Here is a 16390-nt window from a genome sequence, read left to right as displayed (position 1 = left end):
TTGATGTGCTCCGGCGGAATGGCCAGCGATCCAGCCACGGCTCAAAAAGAGGCCCCGGCGGAATGGGCAACTCCAAGCGCCGGAGCTGAGGAAACAACCGCAAGAGGTTTGTGGCCGCAGGCTCGCTCCTGGTGGGCCGAATTCAGCCTTCAGACCAAACTGCTGGCCGTGGCAACCCTTGTGGTGAGCCTAATGATGACGGGCATCACCTTCTTCGCGCTGAACGGCATTCAGCGCGACACGGCAATGAATGACACGCGTTATGCCAGGGATCTGGGCCTGCTGCTGGCCGGGAATGTCAGCGAGCTGGTGGCGGAAGGACGGGACCGCGAACTCGCCAACGTCACAGAGACCTTCTGGCGTTCGAGCAGAAGTCTGCGCTACATCTTTTTCGCTGATCCGGATGGCATTGTCTACCTGGGGATACCCGTCAGCGGCAGTGACGACGCCAGCAACGAGGATCTGCGCCTGAGCCGGCGTCTGGAACTGCCGGATGAACTGCGCAACCGCACCCAGAATCCGCTGGTCCGCCAGCACATGACTCCCCAGGGTCAGGTCACGGATGTGTTCGTGCCGTTGGTGGAGAACAACAACTACCTGGGCGTATTGGCTCTGGGTGTGAACCCCAATGAAACCGCTCTGGCCAGCGCAGCCCTCACCCGTGAGGTCACGGTGGCGGTGTTCATCTCCATCTGGGTTCTGGTGATTCTGGGCGCTGTTTTCAACGCACTGACCATCACCCGTCCGGTCAAGGAGCTATTGAGAGGCGTCCGATCCATTGGTGATGGTGACTTCCGTGCTCGCATCGGCCTGCCGATGGGTGGCGAATTGGGAGAACTGTTGGATGGCTTCAACGCCATGGCTTCTCAGCTGCAGGACTATGACGCCGCGAACATCGAAGAATTACAGGCTGCTCAGGTCAAGCAGGCGTCGCTGATCGCCACCATGGCGGACGGCGCGGTCTTGCTAGATGGTGATGGCCGAATCGTGCTCGTCAACCCGACGGCGCGACGCTTGTTCCGCTGGGAAGGTCGCAATCTCGAAGGCCAGGACTTTCTCAATGAGCTGCCGGAACTGCTGTCCGTTGAACTGCATGAACCGCTCGATGCTGTGTTCTCCAAGCAAACCGACACCAATGAGCTGCGTAGCAGTGTTGGCGATCCACCGAGGACCCTGCGTTTCGTGATCCAGGCGGTTCGCGAGCCAAGCGGCGACACCCTCAAGGGTATCGCCGTCACCATCCAGGATCTGACGAGGGAAGTGGAGCTGAATGCCGCTCAGAGCCGTTTCATCAGCAACGTCTCCCACGAACTGCGCACACCGTTGTTCAACATCAAGAGTTACGTGGAGACTCTCCACGACATGGGAGACCAGCTCAGTGAAGAGGATCGAAAAGAATTTCTTGGAGTCGCCAATTCAGAGACAGATCGCCTCACCCGCCTGGTGAACGACGTTCTCGATCTATCCAGGCTGGAATCCAATCGCGTTGTGCAGTTTTCTCCGGTCGATCTCCGTCCTGGCCTGGAGCAAGCCCTGCGCAGCTATCAACTCAACGCAAGCGACAAGCAGGTTGAACTGAGCCTGGAAGCCGACCGCGACCTCCCCGATGTTCTAGGCAATTGGGACCTGATCCTGCAGGTGCTCGACAATCTGATCGGCAATGCTCTGAAGTTCAGTCGCAGCGGCGGGCGATTAACGGTCAGGGCTTACACCTGGCCAGACAGCTGTCAGATGACACCTTCAGAAGCAGAAATCCACAGCAACGATGGGCCCACCTGCATCCTGAGTTCACCACTGCCGAAGATCCGGGTTGAGGTCTGTGACACCGGCTATGGCATCAGTGAAGAAAGCCAGCAACGCATCTTTGAGCGCTTTTACCGGGTTGAGAATGCTGTTCACACCGAGGTCGGCACTGGCCTAGGACTGTCGATCGTTCGAGGCATCCTCGAAAAACACGGCAGCATGATCTCAATGGCCAGTGAGCCTGACGTTGGCACCACATTCTGGTTTGAGCTTCCGCTGGCTCAGGAAGATCCTGAGGAATTGAGGTGGAGAGCTGAGCGCCAGAGTGACGAAGAACGCCTTGCTTTGACGCCGAACACAGAAAGCTGATCAGGCGTCGGGAGCCACGCCGCGGGCGATGCGCGAGAGCTCACTGCGCTCATCACTGCTGACCCGATTGGGCACCCCGGAGATGATCCGCTCAAAGTTGGAGAAGGAATCCTTGATCTGCGGACCGTTGCCGGTGATCACGAACTCACGGATGCCCTTGTCATGCCAGGAACCACGCATCTTGAACACATTGACGGCACGGGCCATTTCTCCACGGATCTCCACATACTGCAACAGCAAAATCGTGTCGGTGATGGTGGAGATATGGGAATCAGTGATCGAATGGCTGCCCATGAACTCCTCTGAGGTGTTCGTGAAGAAACCGGCGATTTCTTCCTGTTTCGCATATCCGGTCACACCGATCACGAATTGACGGAAGGCATTGTGGCTGACACCGCGCGCCAAGGCGGACAAGGAGTCAATCGCCATCCGCGAAGGCTTGAACTGACTGATCTCCGTCTTGATGATCTGCAGGTGATCCTCGAGGCCAGTCGATTCCGGATAGGCGCAGATGATCTTGAGTAGTCCGTCCTGCTCCATCTGTTCGAAATCAATACCCCAGCTGGTGCCGTTGCGGAGCAGCTGGGCTCGCGATTCCTCGTAGGCAAACAGGATGGCGCGTTCTTTGTTGCGGCAAGCATCCTCGATGAAATTCGAGACAAGCAGCGTCTTGCCAGTACCCGTGGCTCCGGTGGCCAGGATGATCGAGTCTTTGAAGAAACCACCGCCGCACATCTCATCGAGTCGGGGAACGCCCGAACTGATGCGCACATTCGAAGACCGCTGAGTGAGTTGCATGGCACCGAGCGGAAAGATGCTGATCCCATGTGCACCCATCGTGAATGGAAATTCTCCCTTCATGTGCGTGGTACCGCGCAGCTTGAGAATCTCCACGGTGCGCCGCCGGCGTTCGCCCTCCAGCACATTGCGCAGGATCACCACGTTGTCGGATACGAACTCTTCAACGCCGTAGCGAGCAATCGGACCGTATTCGTCGATGCGCTCCGTGGTCATCACGGTGGTGACACCGATTTCCTTGAGACGAGCAATCAGCCGGAAGATCTCGCGACGGACAACGAACACAGCGTCGTACTGCTGAAATACCGCAGTAATTGAATCGATCGCCACCCGTTTCGCCTTGTATTTGCGAATGGCGTAATTGATCCGCTCGATCAGACCGGACAAGTCGAAACTTCCGGCCACATCCTGACCATCGGGATCGGGGGATGCATCAAGGATGAACAACTTGTCCTGTTCGACCATTTCCTGCAGATTCCATCCGAAGCTGGCGGCATTGCGGAGGATGTCGAGAGGCGATTCTTCGAAGGTGACAAAAATTCCCGGTTCGTCGAAGTGGGCGACGCCGTTGTGCAGGAAATGCAGTGAAAAAACTGTTTTGCCGGTACCGGAGGTACCGCTGATCAGCGTGCTGCGACCGATGGGAAGGCCTCCCTGACAGACGTCATCAAAACCCTCGATCCCAGTCGGAAGCTTCTGAACCTGCATCTGTGGAGAACCACTGGAGCTGGAAATCTGCATAACGACGCTCTTATGGCTGCAAGGTAAGGAAAAAACGAGTCATCACCTGCTGGTGCACGGGCAGGCTTAAGAATCTGATTCGGCTGACTCCACCTCTTCCAACGCATCCATCAACGATGAAGTGAGACTGTTGTCGGTGAGTTCGTCGTAGAGGAGGTCCAGTCCGATCAGCACCCGTTCACGGTCGGACAGATCGCCGATGATCCGACGTACCGGAGGGGGGAGGATTTTAGAGAGAGTTGGTGTGGCGAGGATCTTGTCCTCCTCCGCCAGCTGCGGATTTTTGAGCACATCGATCACTTTTAGGGCGTAGACGCCTTTGAACTCCGTCTCGAGGATGTTGCGCAGAGTCTTGAGCGCCCTCATGGAGTTCGGCGTGTTGCCGGCCACGTAGAGCTTGAGGATGTAAGTCTTGCGTGGGCTCATGGGGCCACCTCCGGATCGGTGAGAACGCGACGTTCCCCGGCCGCGGGTGTCAGAGAGACCTCAGCAGGTATCGAACGTCGATACATCTCGCAGAGGTGAGCCATGACATCGAGCAGAGCGAGGCGATAGTCCTGAAGAAAATCGTTTTTATGCCCTTCAAGTCTGAGCTGCTTCCAGAAGTCGTCAATGAGATTCATGTGGATCTCCACAGCTCGGGTGATCGGCAGATCCCCGAAGAAGGCTGTGTTCACGAAACTCTCCAGTGCCTGGTTAGCCGCAGCCGGATCCCTGAAGTAGCTGATCAACAGATCCCGATAGGTGCGCTGAAGTGACTGAACGAGGTCCCGCTGCTCATCAGGAGGCAGGTTGGCCAGAAAGCGGGAGGGGTCTCGCTTGTAGAAAACGCCCAGATACCCGAGTCGCTCCTGCAGGCGACTAGACAGCTTCCAGGCACTGCCATCCATGGAAGGCATGGCGTTCTGTTCAGCGCCGTCTTCGGGTCTGGCATCCTTCTGCCCCTGGCGCAGGAAGCGAGAAATGGAGGCATCAACGTTGTAGCCCAGCTGCTCCAGCTGATCTCCAGGCAGATGGACCTCTTCAGGGTGGTAATCCACACGCCCCATCAACTCACCCACCACCACAGCGGGGAACAACAAACCCTCACTGCCGAGAGCTTCACGGGTCTTGTCATCCAGCAGGCACTGCTCAATCACGACGGCATCCACCGCTTCACGCTGGCGGGAGAGCAGTTCAACAACACCCTGACCCGACTCGACGGCACCGAGATCAACGGGTGCATAGCGATTCACCGGCAGCCATTGGCAGCAGATCTCAACGAGATCTCTCGTCTTGAGCAGCAAAGCGATCGTAAGTGCCGGACGAGCCATCACCGCGACAGGATCCTGAGCTGAATCTTGACGAAAGGGGCCAGGAAGACCGAGGATCTTTGTTTGTCTTTCGATTGCGGCTCAGGCCAAATCGGCTTGTCCGAGCCTGACCGCGTCCCTCAGCACATGGCCGAATCCAGCTCAACAACCTCTGCAGCTCAAGAAACGGGCACCTACGCGATCGTCGAGGCATCCGGTCAGCAGTTCTGGCTGCAGGCCAATCGTTACTACGACCTCGACCGACTGAACGCTGAGGTCGACGCGACCGTAACTCTCGACAACGTTCTCCTCGTGAAGGATTCCAAGGGCACAACTCTTGGCAAGCCTTATGTGAAGGACGCCAGTGTGGAGCTGAAGGTGATGGCGCACCGCCGCGGCCCCAAGGTGATCGTTTACAAAATGCGCCCCAAAAAGAAGACCCGTCGCAAGAATGGTCATCGTCAGGAGCTGACCAGAGTCATGGTTCAGTCGATTTCCGTCGCTGGCAAACCCATCAGCTGATCATCCGGATCAATTTCAACCAACATTCTCCCTCCTCTTCCATCCCTCCCCATGGCTCATAAGAAAGGCACAGGTTCAACCCGTAACGGCCGCGACTCCAATTCCAAGCGTCTCGGAGTGAAGGCTTACGGCGGAGAATCCGTCACCGCCGGCTCCATCCTGATCCGTCAGCGCGGCACTTCAGTTCTGCCCGGAGTCAATGTTGGTCACGGCAAGGACGACACTCTCTTTGCACTGACTGATGGCGTGGTGAAGTTCGAGACGATCCGACGCGGACTGCGCAATCGCAAGCGCATCAACATCACCGCTGCTGTTTGACCATCACGACGTCTCCTGATCAAGGACGCCGCTCTGAGCTCAGTGCCATACGGGTTGTCAACACAAGGCCAATCACGGTGAGCCCCAGAACAATCCATGTTCTGGGGCTTTGTTCATGCAAGGCATCGACGACTTCCAGAGGCAGAGCGAGGCCGAGGACTCCGACAAGCAACCACTCGCCCCAGCGGCGACCCACCCATGTGGCCCAGGCCGCCACAAGGATCAAGGCGGCATAGAGCCCCGAAACAAAAGCCAGACGCATCAGACGTGTCGGGCCCAAAAGAGTTCCCTTCACTGCCAGCGAAGAAAGAAATTGACGGTCCGCCTTCCCCCAGGTTTCGGCGAAATCCGACAGCTCGGCATAGTGAACATCCCCAAATACAGCGGCCAGGCTGATCGCAAGGAGAACTCCGGCCAGAAGGAGCTTCTTAACCACAATCAGACGAATCAGCCAGCGACCCTGTCCTGAGATCTGGGCCATCGATCGTTCAGCTCAGCTGTCCTCAATCGGACGGTAGACCCTGGTTGTGATCAGCAGTGGATGAAACAACTCCAGGAAGCGGCTCTGCAAGCAGCGAAAAAAGTCTTCCACCAGCCGCGGGTCATCGAAGTGAAAGGGGTACTCACCGTCATGCCCCTTGAAGAAATACCAGTTGAGTAGAGCCCGACCGCCGGGATTGAGGCGTTGGTGAAACTCCATCAACTGCCTCGAGGGATCAGGAAGGTGCTCAAGCACATCAAGACACACCACCGTGTCGAAACGCCGACGGGGAAGACTGTCGAGATCGCGGTGGACACTCACACGCTTCTCAAGTCCCAGACGATTAGCACGGTCCTGGACAAATCCACGGTTCTGAGGATTGAGATCCACAAACCAGACATGCCGAACGCTCTCCAGACCCGCTGCAGCCAGAGCATGCGTTCCAATACCGCCTCCGAAATCGAGCACATCGCCATGAGCAAAAAGCTTCTGCAGCCGCAGAGTGTCTGCGATGTAGTCGGCACTGCTGAGATGCCAGGCTGCCAATTCGAACAGATGGCCCGTGCCAACCGTGTCCTCATAGAAATCAGCCGCTCGCTCAGGATCGAAAGCACCCGGATGCATCGCTGCCAGATCCTCAGTGCTCTGAGGCAGTCGCTCGGCGACTTCCGCTGCTGAGAGCGATAGGTAAGACGCGAGATGCTCCTTCACTGAGAAGCCGCTGTTGAGAAACTCTTGAATGTCCACACCAGCGGAGGCATTGAGTGACTGCATGGACCATCAGGACGCGATCGGGCAAACCTACGTGCGAGCCCACTGGTGCCAAAGGCAGGGTGCCACAGTCGACAGCTGGACATGGCTTGCACATTGACTGCGCCCATCGGCTTCGCCGTGATCGACAAGCCGGCTGGAATCACCTCCCACACTTGCGTCGCTCGCATCAGGCGAGTGCTGGGCATCCGCAGAGTTGGACATGGCGGCACTCTGGATCCCGCGGTGACCGGTGTCCTGCCGATCGCAGTGGGACAGGCGACGAGGTTGTTGCCTTACCTGCCTGGTGAGAAAACCTATCGAGGCGTGATCCAGCTGGGGATCACCACCAACACCGACGACCTGCAGGGGGATGAACTGTCCAGACAATCAGTCCCAGACCTGAGCTCAGAAACGCTGGACCAGGCACTGAGTCGGTTCCTCGGCGCGATTAGCCAACAGCCCCCTCAGGTCTCAGCCGTGCACGTGGATGGTGAGCGTGCTTACGCCAGGGCCCGTCGCGGCGAGCAGATGGAGCTTGCGGCACGGCCTGTGACCATTCATCAACTGCGACTGCTGGGGTGGAGTGCAGCGCAAGCCCGTTTGAGCGTGGAGGTGCATTGCTCAGCAGGCACCTACATCCGTTCACTTGCCAGAGATCTGGGTGCAGCACTCGGATGTGGAGGTTGTCTGGCCAGCCTGCGGCGAACCCAGGCCCTCGGCTTCCATGACAACCAAGCGGTGGCTCTGCCTGCCGCGGCGGACGAGGTCGGCAAGGGGGAAATGACCTTGATGCGCCCCGAGCTGGCCTTGCCTCATCTGCCGAAGCGCCTGCTCAGTGCCAGCGAACAACTGGACTGGAGCTGTGGGCGCCGGATCGCCCCCGGCATCAGCGGCGCAGCTGATGCTGTGGTCGTTCTCAGTGACGGAGGGCGCATGCTCGGCCTCGGTGTTCCCGATGGAGAGGATGGTCTGAAACCGAAGGTGGTGTTTGAAGCGCGGGGGTGATGCTGCGAGCTCAGTACTTTGCAGTAAGCAAACGGACGCCGAAGCATCCGATGGCAGGCCACAGCAAATGGTCCCAGATCAAACGCACCAAGGCCGTGGTGGATGCCAAGCGAGGAGCTGTATTCACCAGGATCGGACGCGAAATCAGCGTGGCTGCACGCCAGGGCAGTGACCCTGATGGCAATTTCCAACTGCGCACGGCGATTGTTAAGGCCAAGGCCGCTGGTGTACCAGCAAGCAACATCGAAAGAGCCATCGCCAAAGGCTCCGGAAAGGCTGGTGACACGGAACAGCTTGAATCAATCCGCTACGAGGGTTATGGCCCCGGAGGAGTGGCTGTTCTGGTGGAAGCACTGAGCGACAACCGCAACCGCACCGCTGCCGCTGTACGGCTGGCCTTCAGCAAACACGGCGGCAACCTCGGCGAAAGCGGATGCGTGAGCTATCTCTTCCAGCACCGCAGTGAAGTGAGCCTCAGGAGCCCGGCGATCAATGAGGAGGCACTGCTGGAATGCCTGCTCAATCTGGAGGCCGATGGTTATCAGCTCAGAAGTCCCGAGGAAGCCCTGGTGCATGGTCCCTTCGAAGCGCTCGAATCCCTGCAGAAAGGACTGCGCGATCAAGGCTGGGGGGTCTCGGAATGGGGTCACTGCTGGCACCCCCTTACCCAGGTGAGACCGGACAACGAAGAGAGCACCCAACAGTGTCTGAAGTTGCTGGACGCCTTAAAGGAACTCGACGACATCTGCAGTGTCAGCGCGAACCTCGAACTCAGCGATGACCTGACCGCATAAGTGGCTCAAAGCCACCACCACCGGGAGTGCCGATCAGCAGTCGATCCCCTGGATTGACCTGAAGCTGCACGCAACCATCCAGCTCCTGTACCGTTCCATCGGCCCGGGTCAGCAGCGCCGTTCCCGCTTCGCCCGGTTCTCCCCCGGCCAGGCCGAAAGGGGCAACAATCCTGGAACCAGACAAGAGCGCTGCCGTCATTGGTTCCAGAAAGCGGAACTCCCTCTCCAACCCGTCGCCTCCAGGCCAACGACCGACTCCGCCGCTACCTCGACGGAAGCCGAAGCGTTCAAGCCTCACTGGAAATCTCTGCTCGAGAATCTCAGGGTCAGTGAGCCTGGAGTTGGTCATATGGGTCTGCACTCCGCTTGATCCAGCGAAGCCCTGGCCTGCTCCTCCGCCACCGGCGATGGTCTCGTAATACTGCCTGCGCCCGTCACCGAAGGTGAGGTTGTTCATCGTTCCCTGGGCCGCGGCCATCACCCCTAGAGAAGCAAACAGCAGATTGCAGAGCGCCTGCGATGTTTCCACATTGCCGCCGACGACTGCAGCCGGCGAGCTGGGGTTGAGCAGAGAGCCCTCCGGGACGATCAGGGTCAACGGCTGGAAACATCCGGCATTGAGGGGAATCGGCTCCTCAACCAGACAGCGAATCACATAAAGGACGGCAGCCTTGGTCACCGCCAGTGGAGCGTGAAAATTGTGCTTGCCCTGGGGACTGGTCCCACAGAAATTGAGCAAAGCCTCTTGCCGTTTCCGATCGACCTTCAAGGCCAGCTTGAGCCTTGCACCGTTGTCGAGATCAACCTCGAAGGTGCTGTCCTGAAAACGGTCGATCAGGCGCCGAACAGTGGCTGCAGCATGGTCCTGAACATGCTGCAGATAGCGCCGAACACGCTGGCAGCCCTCCAGCTGCAGCAGCTGATCGAACAATTCAGTGCCCAGATGATTGGCCGCTGCCTGGGCCTGAAGATCTGCCCAGAGAAGTTCGGGGTCTCTTGGGGGTGAGCTGAGCCCCTGCAGAAACTGATTCCAACCTTGCCGATCCGGCGTTCCCCTGGCGGACAACCAGTGGTTGCGCACCAGCAGACCTTCCTCCTCAATACTGGAGCTGAAGGGAGGCATCGAACCTGGTGTTAGACCACCCACATCGGCGTGGTGCCCGCGACAGGCCACAAAGGCGAAGGGATCGTGACCTCCCTCCACAAAACAAGGTGTGATCGCCGTGATATCAGGCAAGTGGGTGCCACCGTGGAATGGATCGTTGCTGATCACGGTGTCTCCGGCCGCCAGCGCAGGCCTCTCACCTCGTTGGATCTGCTCCAGCAGATCCACGACCGCATCACTCATCGAACCCAGGTGCACAGGGATGTGAGGCGCATTGGCCACGAGCGCCCCTTGCGAATCGAACAGCGCACAGGAAAAATCCAGCCGCTCCCTCATGTTCACGGATCGACTGGTCTGACGCAGCCGTTCTCCCATGCGCTCAGCAATTTGCATGAAACGGTGATGAAAGAGGCTGAGATCCACAGGATCCGGGACCTTGTCCTGCTCGTCAGTCGCTCCACTGGCGTCCGTCCTGGCATAAGACCTCGAAGAGGCAGCCCTGGATGTCCCCTCGAGCAGCACACTGTCGTCATCCAGCAGCCGGGCCTTCCACCCTGGCTCCAGAACGATGCTCGCCGTGGGGTCCAGGATGAGCGCGGGCCCCGACAGCTGCTGATCGCACTTCAACTGCCAGCTCTCCAGCACAGGCACATCACACCAGCCCTGCTCTCTCCAATGAACCTGAGCCCGCTGAACCCTCACTGATGAGTGGGCTTCGGCGCCATGGCCTTCAGCATTGGATTGAAGGGAGCTCTCCGCCCTCGCATCAAGCACCTCCACCTCGAGGCGTTCGGCGATCAGAGGGGCCGTGCGAGGCGGCGTGTAGCCAAACCGAAGCCGATGAGCCTGGTCAAACCTGGTTTCAAGTTGATGCAGATCCAGGTCTTCAACACCTGATGCCAGTAGGAGCATCAGACCTTGTTCGCCAGAGGCATCGCGCAGCTCGATCCTGATCTGACGCTCCGCTGCTGCCGAAGACCCTGCGGAGAGCTGCTGCAGTCCCACGAGTGCTGTGCTCAGGTCAGACCTGACCATGGCCGGCAACTGAGTCAGCAATGTCGCGTCAAGTGGACGACGGATGGAACGCTGATGCAGCTGGCGCTGACGGGCCTGGCCAAGGCCATAGGCCGAGAGCACCCCAGCCAGAGGGTGGAGCAGCACCTGCCTGAGACCTAGAGACTCGGCCAGTCGACAGGCCAGCTGCCCTGCAGCACCGCCATAAGCAACCAGCACTCCTCCACGGATGTCATGGCCACGGAAGAGGGAGACATGGCGGATCGCTCCGGCCATCGCCTCGACAGCGAGGTCAAGAGCACCTTCGGCCAGCTGCTCGGGGGCCTGGCCCAGTAGAGAGGAAAGCGCCTGAAACTGTTGACGGGTCGCCTGTAGATCAGGAGGCTGATCGCGATCAGGCCCGAAAACTGCCGGGAAGGCATCTACCTGCAGTCGGCCCAGCAGCAGATGGGCATCCGTGATGGCCAGAGGGCCACCTCGGCGATAGCAGGCAGGCCCTGGTTCAGCTCCAGCCGAGCGTGGACCCACCGTCAGGCGACCACCATGAGCACTGATGATCGATCCCCCTCCTGCCGCCACGGTATGGATCGGCAGCCGCGACGCTGTGAGCTGAAATCCGGCAATCTCGGTTTCAGCATTGCGTTCCCACTCCCGGTCAGCCGCGCCCGAAGGCAGACAGAACACATCCGTGCTCGTGCCCCCCATATCCACACCCACGAGGGCCGAGGCTCCAAGGCCCGCTTGTTGAGCGGCGGCAACAGCTCCGATCATGCCGCCGGCAGGGCCCGAAAGGATTGTGTCTTTGGCGAGCAGTGAATCTGGATGTTGCAGAGCTCCACTGGAGGTCATCACCCGCAATCGGGCCTGATCACCCAAAGCAGCTTGAACCTGATCCAGGTAGGCGGAAAGCACAGGCCTGACGGCAGCCTCCACCACCGTGGTTTGTCCTCTTGGAACCAGGCGCGGCAGTGGGCTGGCCTCATGGGAACAGACCACTGTTCTGAACCCAGCGCTACGAACTAGCTGCGCCAGCGCCTTTTCATGTATGGGATCACGCCATGCATGCATCAGCGCAATGGCGCAACAGCGGATGCCGTTCTGGTGATGACGCTCAAGCCTCTGCATGAACTCGTCCTCGAGCAGCAGTGCTTCCAACTCCCGTCCATCCGCATCCAGGCGACCGGGAACCTCTTCAACGGCGGCCAGCAACGTTGGTGGCTTGGCAATGGCCAGAGCAAAGAGGTCCTGACGGTGCTGGTCACCGATCAGCAACAGGTCAGCCAGGCCTCGATTGGTGACCAGCAGCACAGGCTCTCCCGCCCCCTCAAGCAGTGCATTGGTGGCAACGGTGGTGCCCAGCCGCAGTTCCTCGATCAATCCAGGATCAATCTGCTGCTCGGGAGTGAGCTGCATCAACTCGCGCATGGCGGCAACAGCCGGATCCCCGGGAACATCCGGCTGTTCAGAAAGCACTTTGCGCACCAACAACCGGCCGGATGGATTGCGTGCCACCAGATCGGTGAAGGTGCCTCCACGGTCAATCCAGAACTGCCAGCTGTTCAAGACAACAGCGGCAGGTGAGCACAGGCCGCATCATCCACCCAGACATGCACTCTTGAATGGCGCTGCAGCCAGCTGGCAGGTACTTCGGCACTGCAGGGGTCCAGCAAAGCTGTCCGCAGAATCTCTGCTTTGGCGGCTCCGGTAACGATCAGATGGATCTCCTCAGCAGCAAGAATCTCATCAAGACCAAGGGTGATGGCCTGCTCAGGGACCCTATCGGGGCTTCCGCCGAAAGCACTGGCATTCTGAATCCGCGTGGCTCGCTGCAACGTCACGACGCGGCAGCGACTGCCGGGTTGTGACGGTGGCTCGTTGAAACCCACGTGACCATTGCCACCAAGACCCAGCAGCTGAAGACCGATACCGCCTGCCTTCTGCAACGCAGATCCATAGCGTCGGGCCTCTTCGGCTGGATCCTTGGCCGTTCCATCCGGCAGCTGCAACTGGCAGGGAGAGAGATCGAGATGACAACCCAGTTGGGCATCCATATAGGCGGCGAAGCTGCGGTTGTCTCCGGACGACAAGCCCACGTATTCATCAAGGTTGAAACTCAGCCAGCAGCGTTTCAACTGTTCGAGCTGTGGTGTTGGCCATGCCACCAGACGCTGAATCAAAGCCTCGTAGAACGGTTCCATGGTCCTTCCCGTCGCCATTCCCAGCGGCTTGAAGCGCTCCCCTTCAAGGGCCTGGGTGAGATGGGCCGCCACGTGATCCACGATTGCCTCCATCAGCGCGAGCGGCTCCGGGCGGCGATGCAGCGCAAGTCTGGACAGAAACTGGGGCACGCAACGATCGCGGCAGGTCAACCCATCAAGGCTGGCTCCGAACCAGTGCTGAATGCCACTGATGGGTCATCAGCCGGTCGGTACGGCCTGATCGTTGCTCCGCGGTAGTAGTGATGGAGAATTTCACGGAAATCAGCGCCCTGACTGGCCAGTCCGTGGGCTCCCCACTGGCTCATGCCCACTCCGTGGCCATAACCCTGGCCTGCTGCTTCCAGCACAATCGTGCCGCGGGAAGTCACTGAAATACTTCCAGCGCGAGTCGATGCGGTCAAGCCCGCTCTGGGCGGAGGTGGGGGCAAGGGAGCCGCTGTTTTGACGGGCGCTGTTGAAGCCGGATCAGCCGCTCCGCCAGTACCGCTGGCGGAATCACGCCAGAGTCCGATCAGCTGCGGCGCTGACTCTGATCCATGATCGGCGGGATCAATGGACCCGCCAGCATCTTCCAGCTCTGCCTCCAGCAAAGAGAAACGCACCATCGTGCTCTTCAAGCCCAGACGCTGACGCAGTTGACGACCTGTGAGTACGAGGGACCCAAGCGGGCCTTGAATCCGAGCTGAACGGACCCTGCCGGTTGAGCTGGTGCTGAGCACACTCAACCGCTCCACTCCACCGGTCTCTTCAAAGCGGCGGCGCAGATCGCCTTCATCGAAACGTTGGTTCCAGCGATGCACAGGACTGTGCTGGTCATGATCTTGAACGCTCACGAGATAGGGCAGCTGGTTTTGCCAGACCTCTCCGCTGGGCTCAGTAGACCCCCCGGAACTGCTGTGAAAAACAGCATTGATCAAGCGGCCGTTATGCACCAGAACAAGAGAGCGGGTTGTGGCGACCGCGCTGCGGGTGCTTGGCGTCTCCGATTCGATGCCTTTGTAAACCTGGCTGCTCACCGTGGCCTTCACATCGAAATCCGGCTTGCGTCCCCGTTGGCGAAGGGCGTAGGTCCGGGCAGCGACGGCCTGGGCCTGCAAGGCTGCCAGCGGCCACTTGGCAGGCATCTCACTGCCAACGACACTGGGGAGATAGGTCTCAATGCCCAGCTGATTAATGGCCTGGATCCTGCCGTTGCGGACCAGGAGTACCAGATCTCCGCGATAGCGCCGGCGCCCGAGCCAGATCCCACGGGGGTCAGTCGTGCTGATCCGAATCGAGGCGAGGCCATCTGCACTGGCATCCGCAAGAGTCAGGCGCCCCCCCCGCAAGCGAACCTGCAGACGCTCCAGGCGGCGTTCGTGACGGGCGATGCCATGCACGAGCAGGGGCTGATCGCCATCGGAGCGCAGGATCAACTCCGAGCCTTCTGCCACCAAAACACGCATCTGCGGCTCCTGGGCAGTGACCGCAGTCCTGGCTTCAGCGGCCAGGGCAATCACAGCCAGTGGCAGCGTCAGGGCTGCTCCAGCAGCAGCACGACCGATGGAAATGTGCAGAACCACTCATCAGGCCAATGGTTGCTCAGTGTGCCCCGCCCTGCGGACTGCAGCCAGGCCTTCATGGCAGATTGACCATTGAGCCCACCATGCCGTGCAGGTCACCTTTCTCGGCACCAGTTCTGGAGTCCCAACCCGAGCCCGCAACGTTTCAGCGGTGGCCGTGCGACTGACTCAGCGTTCGGAACTGTGGCTTTTCGATTGTGGAGAAGGAACCCAGCACCAGTTCCTGCGCAGTGATCTGAGGCTGTCCCAGCTGCGCAGGATTTTCATCACGCACATGCATGGTGACCACGTTTTCGGTCTTCCAGGCCTGCTGGCCAGCCTCGGGCTGAGCGGCAGCAGTGGTGGTGTGGATCTGTATGGCCCTGATCCCCTCGAAAGCTATCTGGAGGGGGTGCTGCGAACCAGCTCAACAAGAATCGGCTATCCACTCAAGGTGCACAAAGTCCGCAGTGCCGCTGAAGCAGGTCGCATCGTTTTTGAAGATGCAGATCTGACCGTGCGGGCCACACCACTGCACCATCGAGTCCCTGCCTATGCCTATCGCGTTGAGGAAAAGCCGAAGCCGGGTCGCTTCGACATCAACAAGGCTCGGGAGATGGCGATCCCCCCCGGACCTGTCTATGCCTCTCTCAAGCGAGGCGAAACGGTCACCCTTGAAGATGGACGGCGAATTGACGGCAAAACGCTCAGCGGGCCAGAACAAGCCGGGGCGAGTCTCATCTATTGCACGGACACTGTGTTCTGCGAAGCAGCCGTGGCCTTGGCCAAGGGTGCAGACCTGCTCATTCACGAATCCACCTTTTCCCACGCCGAGGCCGACATGGCCTTTCAGCGACAGCACTCCACAAGCACGATGGCGGCCCAGACCGCAGCTGAAGCGGGTGTCGGACAACTTGTCCTCACCCATCTCAGCCCCCGTTATGCACCTGGCAACGCTGTGACTGCAGACGATCTGCTTGCGGAAGCCAGAGCGATTTTCCCGAACACGATCCTGGCGAAGGACTTCCTCTGCCTCGAGGTGACCGCTTCATCAAGGACCGCATGCTGCAACAGTTCGTGATCGGTGCACCCTGAACGGCGTCACTTTGATACCTCAGCGTGATACAAGAGCTTGGTGCGCTGTATCCATCAGTCTCTGGCATCCTTCATGGTTCCTCTTCTCTTCAACCTGCGAAAGTCGCTGATTCGACTGCTGATCGTCCTGCCGGTGCTGGCTGTCTTGTCGATCAGCTCACCCGTTCATGCCGCCCTCTGGGATACGGAGACACTCACCGTGCCTTCCGACCCTGAAGGCACAGCGGTGACCTTCAGCGAACAGCAGGTCAAAGCGGGTCGAAAAGTTTTCAACACCAGCTGCGGCACCTGCCATGCCGGCGGCATCACCAAAACCAACCACAACGTTGGTCTCGACCCGGAAACCCTGGCACTGGCCACACCGTCGCGCGACAACATCGCCGCGCTGGTGGACTACATGCAGGATCCCACCTCCTATGACGGCGAGTACAGCATTGCCGATCTTCACCCCAGCATGCGCAGCCGTGATCTGTATCCAGCGATGCGAGATCTCACCGATGAAGATCTGCAGTTGATGTCGGCCTATATCCTCGTGGCTCCGAAGGTTCTCGGCCAGGAATGGGGCGGCGGCAAAATTTATTTCTGAGCAACAGGGGACGA

General features: G+C 59.3%; 15 protein-coding genes. 7 read left to right on the top strand and 8 right to left on the bottom strand.

Features of this window, described 5'->3' with window-relative positions:
* Positions 1 to 18: 18 nt before the first annotated feature.
* The gene (locus tag SynBIOSE41_RS14350) at positions 19 to 2112 is read left to right on the top strand and encodes an ATP-binding protein (RefSeq protein WP_186538484.1); all 2094 of its coding nucleotides are present in this window, start codon (positions 19 to 21) and stop codon (positions 2110 to 2112) included.
* Here SynBIOSE41_RS14350 and kaiC read toward each other — a convergent pair whose 3' ends face one another.
* The 3 genes from kaiC to SynBIOSE41_RS14335 form a co-directional block, all read right to left on the bottom strand.
* Complete coding sequence (gene kaiC, locus SynBIOSE41_RS14345) at positions 2113 to 3651, bottom strand: circadian clock protein KaiC (RefSeq protein ID WP_186538483.1); 1539 nt, start codon at positions 3649 to 3651, stop codon at positions 2113 to 2115.
* Between the two features lie 66 nt (positions 3652 to 3717).
* Positions 3718 to 4077, bottom strand: coding sequence for a circadian clock protein KaiB (gene kaiB / locus SynBIOSE41_RS14340; RefSeq protein WP_066911227.1), 360 nt, complete (start codon positions 4075 to 4077; stop codon positions 3718 to 3720).
* Positions 4074 to 4964: a circadian clock protein KaiA gene (locus SynBIOSE41_RS14335; protein ID WP_186538482.1), complete on the bottom strand. Its 891-nt coding sequence runs from the start codon at positions 4962 to 4964 to the stop codon at positions 4074 to 4076. Before SynBIOSE41_RS14335 ends, kaiB begins: the two co-directional genes overlap by 4 nt.
* 126 nt (positions 4965 to 5090) lie before the next feature.
* On the opposite strand from SynBIOSE41_RS14335, the gene rplU reads away from it, so the two are divergent.
* Complete coding sequence (gene rplU / locus SynBIOSE41_RS14330) at positions 5091 to 5465, top strand: 50S ribosomal protein L21 (protein ID WP_186538481.1); 375 nt, start codon at positions 5091 to 5093, stop codon at positions 5463 to 5465.
* Positions 5466 to 5516: 51 nt separating this feature from the next.
* Complete coding sequence (rpmA, locus tag SynBIOSE41_RS14325; RefSeq protein WP_066911218.1) at positions 5517 to 5783, top strand: 50S ribosomal protein L27; 267 nt, start codon at positions 5517 to 5519, stop codon at positions 5781 to 5783.
* A 19-nt stretch (positions 5784 to 5802) separates the two neighbouring features.
* Here rpmA and SynBIOSE41_RS14320 read toward each other — a convergent pair whose 3' ends face one another.
* Together SynBIOSE41_RS14320 and SynBIOSE41_RS14315 are read right to left on the bottom strand one after the other, a co-directional pair.
* The gene (locus SynBIOSE41_RS14320; RefSeq protein ID WP_186538480.1) at positions 5803 to 6264 is read right to left on the bottom strand and encodes a DUF2127 domain-containing protein; all 462 of its coding nucleotides are present in this window, start codon (positions 6262 to 6264) and stop codon (positions 5803 to 5805) included.
* Positions 6265 to 6276: 12 nt separating this feature from the next.
* On the bottom strand, positions 6277 to 7038 hold the full coding sequence (locus SynBIOSE41_RS14315; RefSeq protein WP_186538479.1) for a bifunctional 2-polyprenyl-6-hydroxyphenol methylase/3-demethylubiquinol 3-O-methyltransferase UbiG: 762 nt from the start codon (positions 7036 to 7038) through the stop codon (positions 6277 to 6279).
* Positions 7039 to 7119: 81 nt separating this feature from the next.
* On the opposite strand from SynBIOSE41_RS14315, the gene truB reads away from it, so the two are divergent.
* Both truB and SynBIOSE41_RS14305 read left to right on the top strand, forming a co-directional pair.
* Entirely contained in the window at positions 7120 to 8022 is a 903-nt protein-coding gene (gene truB / locus SynBIOSE41_RS14310) for a tRNA pseudouridine(55) synthase TruB (RefSeq protein WP_255475798.1), read from the top strand.
* Positions 8023 to 8072: 50 nt separating this feature from the next.
* Positions 8073 to 8816 carry a YebC/PmpR family DNA-binding transcriptional regulator gene (locus SynBIOSE41_RS14305; protein ID WP_186538478.1) on the top strand — a complete coding sequence of 248 codons (744 nt, stop codon included), beginning with the start codon at positions 8073 to 8075 and terminating at the stop codon, positions 8814 to 8816.
* On the opposite strand, the gene SynBIOSE41_RS14300 is transcribed toward SynBIOSE41_RS14305, so the two are convergent.
* Genes SynBIOSE41_RS14300 through SynBIOSE41_RS14290 form a run of 3 tightly spaced genes read right to left on the bottom strand, consistent with a single transcriptional unit; the run spans position 8794 to position 14716 of the window.
* Positions 8794 to 12498 (bottom strand): hydantoinase B/oxoprolinase family protein, encoded by a 3705-nt coding sequence (locus SynBIOSE41_RS14300; RefSeq protein WP_186538477.1) that lies wholly within the window; start codon positions 12496 to 12498, stop codon positions 8794 to 8796. The two genes, SynBIOSE41_RS14305 and SynBIOSE41_RS14300, sit on opposite strands and share 23 nt — an antisense overlap.
* Entirely contained in the window at positions 12495 to 13304 is an 810-nt protein-coding gene (locus SynBIOSE41_RS14295) for a glucosamine-6-phosphate deaminase (protein WP_255475797.1), read from the bottom strand. The genes SynBIOSE41_RS14300 and SynBIOSE41_RS14295 overlap by 4 nt, the downstream gene beginning before the upstream one ends.
* A complete protein-coding gene (locus SynBIOSE41_RS14290) occupies positions 13301 to 14716 on the bottom strand; it encodes a SpoIID/LytB domain-containing protein (protein WP_255475796.1) in 1416 nt (471 codons plus the stop codon). The genes SynBIOSE41_RS14295 and SynBIOSE41_RS14290 overlap by 4 nt, the downstream gene beginning before the upstream one ends.
* 88 nt (positions 14717 to 14804) lie before the next feature.
* Here SynBIOSE41_RS14290 and rnz point away from each other — a divergent pair, with 88 nt between their 5' ends.
* Both rnz and psbV read left to right on the top strand, forming a co-directional pair.
* Entirely contained in the window at positions 14805 to 15776 is a 972-nt protein-coding gene (rnz, locus tag SynBIOSE41_RS14285; protein ID WP_066911203.1) for a ribonuclease Z, read from the top strand.
* Between the two features lie 87 nt (positions 15777 to 15863).
* Positions 15864 to 16376 (top strand): photosystem II cytochrome c-550, encoded by a 513-nt coding sequence (gene psbV, locus SynBIOSE41_RS14280; RefSeq protein ID WP_066911293.1) that lies wholly within the window; start codon positions 15864 to 15866, stop codon positions 16374 to 16376.
* The last annotated feature ends 14 nt before the right edge of the window (positions 16377 to 16390 follow it).

Origin of the sequence: Synechococcus sp. BIOS-E4-1 (genome assembly GCF_014279995.1) — a bacterium.
GTDB lineage: Bacteria > Cyanobacteriota > Cyanobacteriia > PCC-6307 > Cyanobiaceae > Synechococcus_C.
The sequence above is the reverse complement of the archived record's forward strand: the minus strand, read 5'-3'. Positions and strand labels throughout refer to the sequence as shown.

Excerpts from the sequence above, each read along its gene's own strand:
- SynBIOSE41_RS14350 (WP_186538484.1), top strand. The coding sequence starts at position 19 with ATGGCCAGCGATCCAGCCACGGCTCAAAAAGAGGCCCCGGCGGAATGG.
- kaiC (WP_186538483.1), bottom strand. The coding sequence starts at position 3,651 with ATGCAGATTTCCAGCTCCAGTGGTTCTCCACAGATGCAGGTTCAGAAG.
- kaiB (WP_066911227.1), bottom strand. The coding sequence starts at position 4,077 with ATGAGCCCACGCAAGACTTACATCCTCAAGCTCTACGTGGCCGGCAAC.
- SynBIOSE41_RS14335 (WP_186538482.1), bottom strand. The coding sequence starts at position 4,964 with ATGGCTCGTCCGGCACTTACGATCGCTTTGCTGCTCAAGACGAGAGAT.
- rplU (WP_186538481.1), top strand. The coding sequence starts at position 5,091 with ATGGCCGAATCCAGCTCAACAACCTCTGCAGCTCAAGAAACGGGCACC.
- rpmA (WP_066911218.1), top strand. The coding sequence starts at position 5,517 with ATGGCTCATAAGAAAGGCACAGGTTCAACCCGTAACGGCCGCGACTCC.
- SynBIOSE41_RS14320 (WP_186538480.1), bottom strand. The coding sequence starts at position 6,264 with ATGGCCCAGATCTCAGGACAGGGTCGCTGGCTGATTCGTCTGATTGTG.
- SynBIOSE41_RS14315 (WP_186538479.1), bottom strand. The coding sequence starts at position 7,038 with ATGCAGTCACTCAATGCCTCCGCTGGTGTGGACATTCAAGAGTTTCTC.
- truB (WP_255475798.1), top strand. The coding sequence starts at position 7,120 with ATGGCTTGCACATTGACTGCGCCCATCGGCTTCGCCGTGATCGACAAG.
- SynBIOSE41_RS14305 (WP_186538478.1), top strand. The coding sequence starts at position 8,073 with ATGGCAGGCCACAGCAAATGGTCCCAGATCAAACGCACCAAGGCCGTG.
- psbV (WP_066911293.1), top strand. The coding sequence starts at position 15,864 with ATGGTTCCTCTTCTCTTCAACCTGCGAAAGTCGCTGATTCGACTGCTG.